We start from the raw sequence: 10,813 nt of genomic DNA, 5'->3' as shown, positions 1-10,813 counted from the left end.
GGCAGCGGCTCCGAGGCCGTCACCAGCTCCCGCAGCGGATACCGCGCCAGCACCGCGTCCACCTCCGGCGTCAGCGCCGCCGCGAGACGCGTCGCCACCGGGAGCGAGTCGTCGTCCAGCGTCGCCGCCGCCTCGAGCACCGCGGCACGCCCCGGACCCTCGGGCACCCCGGCGGCCGCACGCCGGTACAGGCCGGCGCCCTCCTCCAGCACCAGCCCCGTGTCGATCCCGGCCGGGACCTTGACGCATGCGACCCGGCGCCAGGTGGCCACCGGGTCGCTCCACGCCTCCACGTGGAACGTCCACCGGCCGGTCCGGTCCGGGGTGACCTCGGCGCCCCAGCGGTCGGTGCCGGGAGCCAGCTCCCGCATCGGCGTCCACGGACCCGGGCATCCGTCCGGACCGGTGAGCACGGCATTGGCTGCCACCGCGTCATGGCCCTCGCGGAAGACGGTGGCCGAGACCTCGAAGGTCTCCCCGGGCACCGCCTTGGCGGGTCGTCTGCCGCAGTCCACGGCCGGCCGGACGTCCCGTACCGGGATCCGGCCGACGGCCGGGGCGGCGGGAGCAGCACTCATGGTCACACCTCCGTCGTACGGGAGGCCGGGCGCGGGGCCCGGCCGGGAACCAGCCTCGGTGCGCCCGGCGGGCGCTACCGTCCTGCCGCGGGACGCCGCCCGCCCCCGCGGCGCCGTCTGCCCGCGCCCCGGGCCAGGGGCCGGCCGCCCTGTTCCGCCGGGCACTGCCGCTCCCGGAGGGAGGTGAGCGGACCTGCCCCCAGATAGCGCTCCGCGGCGTCCGCGGCCTCGCGGGCGCAGCGCTCGCCCATGAGCACGCACAGGGTGTAGCCCGAGTCCTCGAAGACCGTCCGTACGGCACGGTCGGCCGGCGAGGCGAGCATCAGCCGTTCCCAGGCCCGGTACCGGCGCAATCGCCGGGCGACTTCGGCTCTGGCGGGTAGGAGCATGTCACTCATGGTGCATGTGTGATGACCCACCGTCTTGTTGGCTATTCAAGCACCGACACGCGTTCACCTGTACGGCGCCGGAACTGAGGCATTCGTGGCTCGTGTTGCACGAATGGCGTATCACCCCCATCGTGGAGGTGACTCAGAAGCGATCACCGCTCACGCTTCGTGTTCGGGGCCCTGTTCCCCGCGGGGGTGAGGAGAAGCGGGAGCTTCGCCGGTGAGGAGCCAACGACGATGAAGACCGCAGTGCCCTGCTACTACCACCTCGACGTGGAAGTCAGCCCTGAGCGCGTCGGGCAGGTCGGCCGCATCCTGGCCGCCCATCTTCGCCACTGGGACCTGGAGAACCTCGTCGAGCCCGTCCGCGGCGGCGCCGAACTGCTGCTGCGCGCCATCGACGAACACGCCACCGACAAGGCCATCTCGATCGAGATGTGGTGGAACGGCCAGCATCTGATCACCGCCGTCGGCGGCGACGACCGTGAGCTGCGCCCCCACCACGACCTGCGCGGCTGCCTCGCCCACATCGCGGCGATGAGCGACGGCTGGGGCTGCTGCGCCTCGGACACCGGCAGCAAGATCATCTGGTTCTCGCAGCGGGCCCGCAGCGGCGAACGCGTACCGCTCGTCCCGACGGCACCCGAGCCCCGCGTCAGCGAGGGGCTCCAGGTGCCCCGCGAACTCCCGGTGGCCGCGCTGGCCGCGCCGCAGGCACCGATGCCGGACGGCATCCTGGAGGCCGCCCGGTGACCGCGCGTCCCCAGCGCACAGGGGTGCCCGTCTGGAGCGGGCACCCCTACCCGTTGGGTGCCTCCCACGACGGCGCCGGCACCAACTTCGCCCTGTTCAGCGAGGTCGCCGAGGCCGTCGAACTGGTCCTCGTCGACGACGCCGGAAGCCTGACCCGCGTCCCGCTCGCCGAGGCCGACGGCTTCGTCTGGCACGGGTATCTGCCCGGCGTCGGCCCGGGGCAGCGCTACGGCTACCGGGTGCACGGCCCCTGGGACCCCGGCCTCGGCCACCGCTGCAACCCGGCCAAGCTGCTCCTCGACCCGTACGCCAAGGCGGTCGACGGCGCCGTCGACAACCATCCCTCGCTCTACGAACGCAGCCCCTGCGGCCCCGCGCGCGCCGACAGCGCCGGGCACACCATGCTCGGCGTCGTCACCGACCCGTCCTCCTTCGACTGGGGCGACGACCGGCCACCGGACCGTCCCTACGCGGACACCGTGATCTACGAGGCCCATGTCCGCGGCCTCACCCGCACCCACCCCGCCGTCCCGGAGCCGCTGCGCGGCACCTACGCCGGCCTCGCGCACCCGGCGGTCCTGGAGCACCTGACCTCCCTCGGCGTGACCGCCGTCGAGCTGATGCCGGTCCACCAGTTCGTCCACGACGGCGTCCTCACGGACCGCGGTCTCTCCAACTACTGGGGCTACAACACCATCGGCTACTTCGCCCCGCACAACGGCTACGCCGCGTCCGGCACCCGCGGCGAGCAGGTCGACGAGTTCAAGGCGATGGTCAAGGCGCTGCACGCGGCCGGACTCGAGGTCATCCTCGACGTGGTCTACAACCACACCGCCGAGGGCAACGAACACGGCCCCACCCTGTCCTTCCGCGGCATCGACAACGCCGCCTACTACCGTCTCGTGGACGGCGACTGGGGCCACTACTACGACACCACCGGCACCGGCAACAGCCTGCTGATGCGCCACCCGTACGTGCTCCAGCTCATCATGGACTCGCTGCGCCACTGGGTCACCGAGATGCACGTCGACGGCTTCCGCTTCGACCTCGCGGCCACCCTGGCCCGGCAGTTCCACGAGGTGGACCGGCTCTCGGCGTTCTTCGACCTCATCCAGCAGGACCCGGTGATCAGCCGTGTCAAACTCATCGCCGAGCCCTGGGACGTGGGCGAGGGCGGCTACCAGGTGGGCAACTTCCCGCCCCTGTGGTCGGAGTGGAACGGCAAGTACCGCGACGCCGTACGGGACTTCTGGCGGACCGAGCCGCACTCGCTCGCCGAGTTCGCCTCCCGCCTCACCGGCTCCGCGGACCTCTACCAGCACAACCGGCGCCGCCCCCGCGCCAGCGTCAACTTCGTCACCGCGCACGACGGATTCACCCTGCGCGACCTCGTCTCGTACCACGACAAGCACAACGAGGCCAACGGCGAGGGCAACCAGGACGGCGAGAACCACAACCGCTCCTGGAACTGCGGCGCCGAGGGCGAGACCGACGACCCGGCGGTCCTGGAACTGCGCGGCCGCCAGCAGCGCAATCTGCTCGCCACCCTGCTGCTGTCCCAGGGCATCCCCATGCTCGGCCACGGCGACGAACTCGGCCGCACCCAGCGCGGCAACAACAACGCCTACTGCCAGGACAACGAAGTCTCCTGGATCGACTGGGAGCTGACGGCCGATCAGCGCGCCCTCGCGGAGTTCACCCGGTACGTCGTCGGGCTGCGCGCCGCCCATCCGGTGCTGCGCCGCCGCCGCTTCTTCCGCGGCGCCCCCGCGCCCCGCTCCCGGCGCGGCCTGCCCGACCTGGCCTGGCTGCGGCCCGACGCCGGCGCCATGACGGAACGGGACTGGCAGCGTCCCGACGCGCACTCCGTCGCCGTGTTCCTCAACGGCGACGCCATCGCCGAACCCGACCACCGGGGCGGCCGGGTGACCGACGACTCCTTCCTGCTGCTGTTCAACAGCCACTGGGAGGCCGTGGACTTCACCCTGCCCGGCCATCTCTACGGCGAGCGGTGGACGGCACTGCTCGACACCGCCGACCAGCACGCGGTACCGGACGAGAAGGAACACAAGGCGGGCACCGTGACGACGGTCGGACCGCGCAGCCTCGTCCTGCTCACCAGGCCGTCGCGGCAACAGGCCCGGGGCGGTCCGGGAGCGCGGCGGAAGACCGGCACGCGGGCGGCGGTCACGAAGGGCGGTGTACGGACCGGCGTACGGACCGGTGCCGAGTCCCGCGCCGAGGCCGGTGCGAAGACGGGTGCCGAGCCGGGTGCCAGGGCCGGTGCCAAGGCCGTGGTGAGGACCGGGCGGACGACCGGGGCGAAGGCCGGGGTGAAGGCCCGTGGGGCGAAGTCCGACGCGGGCGGTGGCGCCGGGACCGGACGGCGGTCCGGCGGCCGGGCGGGATCCCGTACGGAGGACGGGGCGGCCCCCGCCGGCACGTCGCACGACGGCGGGAAGGCCCGTGAGGGCGGGAAGGCCCGCGCGGGTGACCGGGCGGGGCCGGGCGGGAGTCCGCGCGGCCGTGAGGGGCCGGAAGCCGCGCGGCGGTGACGGCGAGGCCCGCGCCGCACGGACGGCGGCGCGGGCCCGGCACGGACTCGGTGCCGACGGTGGGGCGGGGAGGCGGAGACCCCCGCCCGGGATCAGCGCTCGCGGCGCGACGTCACCGTGAACTGGGCGCCGTCGGGATCGCGCAGCACCGCCTCGTCGGCTCTCTCGCTCAGCACGGTGCCGCCGTTCTTCTCGGTGGCCCGTGCGCACGCCTCCACGTCGGCCACCCGGAAATGGATCTGCCAGTGCGGCCGGATCGCCGGATCCGGGGCCGCCTCCAGCGCACCCGACTCGATGCGCGCCACGGCGTCGCCACGGCTGCGCAGCACGACCTCGCCGCCCTCGTAGTCCACCTCGCAGCAGCCGTCCTGCCCCGACGCCCAGTCGAGGATCTCGCCGTAGAAGATCGCCGAGTCGAACGCGTCGCGGGTGTGCAGCCGGATGAAGGCGGGGGCGTAACTGCGCCACAGCTCCCAGTCGGTGATCAGACCGCCCTCCCAGATGCCGAAGGTGGCGCCGTCGCGGTCGGCCAGCAGCGCCGCCCGGCCGGGCGGCAGGGCGATCGGGCCGACCGCCACCGTGCCGCCCCGCTCCCGGGCCCGCGCGGCGGCCACGTCCGCGCTGGGCACCGCGAAGTACGGCGTCCAGGCCACCGTCATCTGCCACATCGCGGCCACGCCGGCGATCCCGGCGACCGGCGCGCCGTCCAGCAGGGCGACGCGGAAGTGCTCCCCGAGCGTGGCCCTGCGCCATGTCCAGCCCAGCACGGCCCGGTAGAACTCCTCGGTGGCGGGCAGATCCCGGCTGGTCAGACTCACCCAGCAGGGCGCGCCGAACACGTTGTGGGTGGAGACGGCCTCCGTCGTACCGCCGGAGGATGTCGTGTGAGAGTTCATGGCAGTCGCGTCCTGATCTCGTCGGCCGGTCCGCACCGGTCTTCCCCCAGTGTCCGACCGGATCCGGTCGGAGTGCCTGTCGAGTCTCCTCCGGCACGGCGAAGGACGCATGAGACCGGGCCGCTGGGCCGGGCGGACGATACGTGCCTTTGACTTTACCTTGACCGGTCCTGACGGCAGTTACCTCTGTAACAGAGCTAACGTGTGAGGGTGGACACGGACACGACCGGCCCGACGGGGACAACGGCGACAACGGTGACAACGGAGAGGGCAGGGACGACGGACCCGGCAGACGCGTCCGGCGGCCCGGACGGCTTCCCCGGGGAACTGGCCGACGCCCTCGCCGCCGTCCAGCGGCTGGTCCGGCGCCGGGTGCGCGGGCAGCAGACCGCGCCCCGTCTGCGCGGTGCCGAGGCCGAGCTGCTGCGGCTGGTCGGGACCCGTCCCGGCATCGGTGTCTCGGACGCCGCGAAGGAGCTGTTCCTGGCGGGCAACTCGGTGTCGACCCTGGTCAACCAGCTCGTCCGGGACGGCTGTCTGCGCCGGGAGGCCGACCCCGCCGACCGCAGGGCCGCCCGGCTGCTGCTGACCGGCGCGGCCGAGACGCGGCTGCGTGACTGGCGCGAGCGCCGCACCGATCTGGTGCGCCACCAGGTCGCCCGGCTCGACGACGCCGATCAGGAGGCGCTGCGCGCCGCCGTCCCGGCGCTGCGCAGGCTCGCGCTCCTGCTGCACGAGGAGACCGCGGAATGATCCCCGAAAACCACCCGAACGGCCCCACTCCCAGGCCCTCCGCCTGGCCGAACCCGTCGCCGAGGACGGGCTCGCCCCGCTGCTGAGGCCGCCGCAGAGGGGTACAGGCCGACCTTCGGTCAGGCCGGAGGGCAAGGCCGGGGCAGCCCGGGGCGACGCCCTGCGGGGCCCGCCGCCGGGTACGCCCGCCCGTCCGGCGGCCGGCTCCGGGGTGCTCGTGACGGCCGCCGCGGCGGGCGTCGCCGCGGCCTCCTCACCGCCGGGGCGGCCGGACCGCTGACCCTGCCAGCGGGGCGGCCGGGACGCGGCTTGGGGACGCGGCCCGGGATGCGGCCGGGACGTGATGTGCGGCACGCGCCCGGGGATGTTTTCCTGGCGTGCCGGAGCGTTCTTCCTGCGCACGGCTTGATCGCCGATCAAAGCGGGCGAAGTGCCAGGCCACAGCGCATTCCGCTCATTTGACAGTGTGCGGAGCACACAGATAGGAAGCAGCAGTCAGAGGGCGAAGGGTGCATTGTGTACGAGCCGAACGTGGTCGGGGACTGGCGGGAGTACGACGAGCATGCCGGTCTGCGGGTCCGCGTCCACCGTCTGGAGACCGCCGAGCCCCCACGCGGGCGGGACGACGCCGCCGCCGGGCTGACGTACTTCTGCGTCCGGGTGACCGTCGAGAACCGCGGCGCCCGGCAGCTGGGCGTCCAGCTGGAGGACGGTCAGGTCGACATCCGTGTCGGGCCCGACGGGGAGGGCGCCTTCATCGACTGGCGCAGCTCGCAGTTCGTCGAGGGCTTCGACGTCTATCCGCTGCGCCGGGTCACCGCCGTGCTCTACGCGGCCGCCGCCGAGGCGAACCTGGGTCAGGTGGACGTGCAGATCCAGCTGCGCGTCGAGGAGGAGTGGACCGGGCGCCGGCTGTGGACCGGCGGCATCGGGGTCAGTGAGGGCACCGCGGGCGCGGTCGCCCCGGCCGGTGCCGCGGTGGCCGGGCTGGCCCACCAGATCAGCGCCTTCCTCAGGGACCAGGCGGAGCCGGGTACGTCCTGATCCCGGCCGGGACGGGAGCGCCGCCGCCGTACCGGGTGCCGCCGGGACGGGGTGCGTCCCGGCGGGGCGCCGTCAGTGCGGGATGCCGTCGATGATCTCCCGTGCCCCCTGCCGCAGCAGCGACACGGCGACCGAGGTCCCCAGGGTGGCCGGATCCAGCCGCCCCGCCCATTCGTGGGCGTTCAGCCGGGTCTTGCCGTCGGGGGTGAACACGCAGGCGCGCAGCGACAGTTCACCGGCGCGGTCGACCCGCGCGTACCCGGCGATGGGGCTGTTGCAGTGGCCCTGGAGGACATGCAGGAACATGCGCTCCGCGGTGGCCTCGCGGTGCGTGGCGGGGTCGCCGAGGCCGCTGACCGCGTCGATCAGGGCGTCGTCGCCCTCCCGGCACTGCAGGGCGAGTATCCCGGCCCCGATCGGCGGCATCATCGTCTCCGGGGACAGGATGTCGCTGATCACGTCCTGCCGTCCGATGCGCTCCAGGCCGGACACCGCCAGCAGCAGCGCGTCCGCCTCGCCGGCCGCGAGTTTCTCCAGCCGCCGGTTGGCGTTGCCGCGGAACGGCACGCACTCCAGATGCGGGTGAGTGGTGGCCAGCTGGGCGACGCGGCGCACCGACGACGTACCGATACGGGTGCCCGCCGGGAGCCGGTCCAGGGTGAGACCGCCCGGGTGGACCAGGGCGTCGCGGATGTCGTCGCGCCGGAGGAACGCGGCGAACACCGTGCCCGCCGGGAGCGGCCGGTCCGCGGGCACGTCCTTGACGCAGTGCACCGCGAGGTCCGCCTCACCGGCCAGCAGCGCGGCGTCCACCTCCTTGGTGAACGCGCCCTTGCCCTCGACCTGGGCCAGGTCGCCGAGCCACTTGTCGCCGGTGGTCCTCACCGGTACCACCGCGGTGCGCACCTGAGGATGGATCACGGCCAACTCGGCCCGCACGCGCTCCACTTGGGCCAGCGCCATCGGCGAGTCACGGGAGACGATTCGGATCAGTTCCGGGACGGACATGCGGACACGATAGCGGTTCGGGAGCCCGCCCGTGCCGGTACCCCGCCGGACGGGGGACGGACGCGAGCGGGGCTCGAGTCGTACTGCGGGCGGGGCTCAGGCGCTGGGGTCGAAGGCGATGCCCGACGGCATCGCCGAGGTCAGATGGCCGACGAAGCTGTCGTCCTTGAGGCCGAAGTGGGCGCTGCCGAAGTCGTAGGCGCTCAGCTTGTCGCGCAGGCCCGCCGGGTAGCCGTTCCAGCCGATCAGCGGCGGGTACTGCCAGGTGTGCTTGTCGTTCTCCGGCGGTTCGTCGTTGGAGTTGGCCAGCCGGAAGCAGTGGGTGCCGATGCCGTCCTTGTGGTAGACGATCTTCGGATGGCCGTTGTCCATACGGACGTCGGCGACCGGGTGCACGGTGAACGAGCCGTGGTTGGACGTGGAGACGTACTGGATCGCGCCGTTCTGCACCCACACCACGACGTGTTCCCAGTCGTTGCGGTGACCGCCGAGGCTGATGCCGGGCAGCGCCTGGTCCTTCTCGAAGTACAGGCCGTACAGGTAGGCGCACCAGCCGTTGTTGCACTTGTAGCGCGAGTAGGTGTTGGTGTCGTCGAGGTCCGAGGCGTCGTGGCAGTTGCCGTTCAGCGCACCGGTCGGGTTGAGGCCGGGGTTGACGGTGCCGTCCGGGCCGATGGCCGCGGTGGAGTAGCAGCCGTCCGTGTCGTAGTCGAAGGCGGGCTGGTAGGCCAGCTCCGCGGGCTCGGCGTTCTGCGGGAGCGCCGGGGGCGGGGCGGCGAACGCGACGGCGGGGAAGGCGACGACCAGGGCCGCGGCTCCGGCCAGGGCGGTGAGCCATCTTCTGCTGTGTGTCCTGAGTTTGGGTGACGCCACTGCGTCCTCCTCATGGGCGCAGCCACAACGGCTGTGGGGGGAAGGGTCGGTTCAGCTTCCACGGTTTACCCGTCCATGCCAAGAATGGTGTGCGTCACATCGGTGAAGTCCCGCCCGACGGAAGGACCATGACGTGGCGTCGGTCCGTACGGGCCCGCCGGTCCGCCCGGCCCGGGTCCCCGCCGGGGCATCGCCGTGGCCCGGATCCGGGGCGGATCCGGGCCACGGCGATGCAGAGGTTCAGCGCGCCGACGGCTGCTCCGCCGCCACCTCGCTCTCCTCGTCGGTCTCGCCCGACACGACCGTCTCCGCCGCGCCGGCCGCGCCGCGGGCCGGGAGGAAGGAGGCCAGGACGAAGGCGAGCAGGGCCGCGCCCGAGCCGAGGGCCATGACGACCTTGAAGCCGTTCTCCGAGGGCAGCGCGTAGCCGCCGAGGTTCACGGTCATCTGGGCCAGGATCACCCCCGCCACGGCACTGGCCACCGAGGTGCCGATGGACCGCATGAGGGTGTTGAGGCTGTTCGCGGCGGCCGTCTCGGAGGGGGCGACCGCGCCCATGATCAGGGCGGGCATCGCGCCGTAGGCGAAGCCGACGCCCGCGCCGATGACGCAGGACACCAGGACCAGGTGCCACACCTCGGACATCAGCAGGATGTTGAGACCGTACCCGGCCGCCACGATCACGGCGCCGGTCATCAGCGTGACCTTGGGGCCCTTCCGGCGGGTGACGGTGGCGGAGACCGGGGCGAACACCATCATGACCAGGCCCTGCGGGGCCATGACCAGACCCGCCGCGAGCATCGACTTGCCGAGGCCGTAGCCGGTCTGGGCGGGCAGCTGGAGCAGCTGCGGCAGCACCAGCGCCATCGCGAACATCGAGAAACCGAAAGCGATCGAGGCGAGGTTGGTGAACAGCACCTGGCGGCGCGCCGTGGTGCGCAGGTCGACCAGCGGGTTCGCCACCCGCAGCTCGAAGAAGCCCCAGGCCAGCAGGACGACGACGGCGACGGTGAACAGCCCGAGCGTGGTGGCGCTGCCCCAGCCCCAGTCGGCGCCCTTGGAGACCGCGAGCAGCAGGGAGATCAGGCCGACCGCCAGGCCGAGGGCGCCCGGCAGGTCGAAGCGGCCGCCGCTGCGCACCGCGGACTCGGGCACGAACGTCAGGATCGCCACGAACGCGACCGCGCCGAGGACGGCGGAGGTCCAGAACAGGACGTGCCAGTCGTAGTGGTCGGCGATGAAGGCGGCCGCCGGCAGACCGAGGGCGCCGCCGACACCGAGGGAGGCGCTCATCAGGGCGGTGGAACCGGCCAGCCTCTCCACCGGCAGCTCGTCCCGCATGATGCTGATGCCCAGCGGCACCGTGGCGGCGGCGAGACCCTGGAGCGCGCGGCCGGCGATCATCGGGACCAGGGTGTCGCTGAACGCGCACACCACCGACCCGGCGACCAGCAGCACCACACTGGCCAGCAGCAGCCGGCGCTTGCCGAACATGTCGCCGAGCCGTCCCGCGACCGGGGTGACCACGGCGGCGGCCAGCAGGGTCGCGGTGACCGCCCAGGCGGCGTCGGACGCGGACGCGTCCAGGTACCGGGGCAGTTCGGGGACGATCGGGATGACCAGCGTCTGCATCAGCGAGACGACGATCCCGGCCAGGGCCAGCACCGCCACCACGGCGTTCGGCCGCGGCGGGGCGGCGCCCCCGGCGTCGGCGGGTCGGGCAACAGCGTCGGACATGGCAGGGCCTCCAGGAGGTGGGGTGCGGCGGTGAGGACGTGAGGATCCGGGGTGCGGGGCCGGCGCCGGACGCCCGGGAAGACGCTCACACTTTTAAGTCAGTTGCTTGACTTACTCTAAAGCCTCGTACGAGCGGTCCTGCACGAGGCCCCCGGACGGCGGGCCGCGCGATCGTCGCGGTACCGCGCTCGGAGGAGGTCCGCTTCACCGACATGTGCGGCGCCCGG

General features: G+C 73.0%; 9 protein-coding genes and 1 pseudogene. 4 read left to right on the top strand and 6 right to left on the bottom strand.

The genetic code is table 11. The annotated features are described in order from the left end of the window. Positions 1–578 (bottom strand): maltotransferase domain-containing protein (locus ABZ862_RS37845; protein ID WP_360968990.1); only part of this gene is annotated, 578 nt, incomplete at its 3' end. A 74-nt stretch (positions 579–652) separates the two neighbouring features. Beyond that, positions 653–967: a DUF5133 domain-containing protein gene (locus ABZ862_RS37840; protein ID WP_360968993.1), complete on the bottom strand. Its 315-nt coding sequence runs from the start codon at positions 965–967 to the stop codon at positions 653–655. 237 nt (positions 968–1,204) lie between these two features. On the opposite strand from ABZ862_RS37840, the gene ABZ862_RS37835 reads away from it, so the two are divergent. Then, entirely contained in the window at positions 1,205–1,720 is a 516-nt protein-coding gene (locus ABZ862_RS37835) for a pep a2 (RefSeq protein ID WP_360968987.1), read from the top strand. Then, positions 1,717–3,852: pseudogene (gene glgX / locus ABZ862_RS37830) on the top strand (glycogen debranching protein GlgX); the annotation flags it as partial. The gene ABZ862_RS37835 and the pseudogene glgX, both read left to right, overlap by 4 nt. Positions 3,853–4,367: 515 nt before the next feature. Here the strand turns inward: glgX and ABZ862_RS37825 are convergent. Then, the gene (locus tag ABZ862_RS37825) at positions 4,368–5,171 is read right to left on the bottom strand and encodes a VOC family protein (protein WP_360968984.1); all 804 of its coding nucleotides are present in this window, start codon (positions 5,169–5,171) and stop codon (positions 4,368–4,370) included. A gap of 255 nt (positions 5,172–5,426) precedes the next feature. Here ABZ862_RS37825 and ABZ862_RS37820 point away from each other — a divergent pair, with 255 nt between their 5' ends. Further along, positions 5,427–5,924 carry a MarR family winged helix-turn-helix transcriptional regulator gene (locus ABZ862_RS37820; protein WP_360968980.1) on the top strand — a complete coding sequence of 166 codons (498 nt, stop codon included), beginning with the start codon at positions 5,427–5,429 and terminating at the stop codon, positions 5,922–5,924. Between the two features lie 516 nt (positions 5,925–6,440). Further along, a complete protein-coding gene (locus ABZ862_RS37815) occupies positions 6,441–6,968 on the top strand; it encodes a hypothetical protein (RefSeq protein WP_360968977.1) in 528 nt (175 codons plus the stop codon). Positions 6,969–7,040: 72 nt separating this feature from the next. On the opposite strand, the gene hemC is transcribed toward ABZ862_RS37815, so the two are convergent. The 3 genes from hemC to ABZ862_RS37800 all read right to left on the bottom strand — a co-directional run bounded on the left by hemC (position 7,041) and on the right by ABZ862_RS37800 (position 10,586). After that, positions 7,041–7,976 (bottom strand): hydroxymethylbilane synthase, encoded by a 936-nt coding sequence (gene hemC, locus ABZ862_RS37810; RefSeq protein ID WP_360968974.1) that lies wholly within the window; start codon positions 7,974–7,976, stop codon positions 7,041–7,043. A gap of 96 nt (positions 7,977–8,072) precedes the next feature. Beyond that, positions 8,073–8,849 (bottom strand): NPP1 family protein, encoded by a 777-nt coding sequence (locus ABZ862_RS37805; RefSeq protein ID WP_360968971.1) that lies wholly within the window; start codon positions 8,847–8,849, stop codon positions 8,073–8,075. 240 nt (positions 8,850–9,089) lie between these two features. Continuing rightward, positions 9,090–10,586, bottom strand: coding sequence for an MFS transporter (locus ABZ862_RS37800; protein ID WP_360968968.1), 1,497 nt, complete (start codon positions 10,584–10,586; stop codon positions 9,090–9,092). Positions 10,587–10,813 lie beyond the last annotated feature (227 nt).

Source organism: Streptomyces sp. NPDC047000 (assembly GCF_040644295.1).
Classification (GTDB): Bacteria; Actinomycetota; Actinomycetes; order Streptomycetales; family Streptomycetaceae; genus Streptomyces.
This window is presented reverse-complemented; position numbering and strand designations above follow the sequence as displayed.

What these genes read in the sequence shown, in the direction of transcription:
- ABZ862_RS37840 (WP_360968993.1), bottom strand. Translation starts at nt 967, where the DNA reads ATGCTCCTACCCGCCAGAGCCGAAGTCGCCCGGCGATTGCGCCGGTAC.
- ABZ862_RS37835 (WP_360968987.1), top strand. Translation starts at nt 1,205, where the DNA reads ATGAAGACCGCAGTGCCCTGCTACTACCACCTCGACGTGGAAGTCAGC.
- ABZ862_RS37825 (WP_360968984.1), bottom strand. Translation starts at nt 5,171, where the DNA reads ATGAACTCTCACACGACATCCTCCGGCGGTACGACGGAGGCCGTCTCC.
- hemC (WP_360968974.1), bottom strand. Translation starts at nt 7,976, where the DNA reads ATGTCCGTCCCGGAACTGATCCGAATCGTCTCCCGTGACTCGCCGATG.
- ABZ862_RS37800 (WP_360968968.1), bottom strand. Translation starts at nt 10,586, where the DNA reads ATGTCCGACGCTGTTGCCCGACCCGCCGACGCCGGGGGCGCCGCCCCG.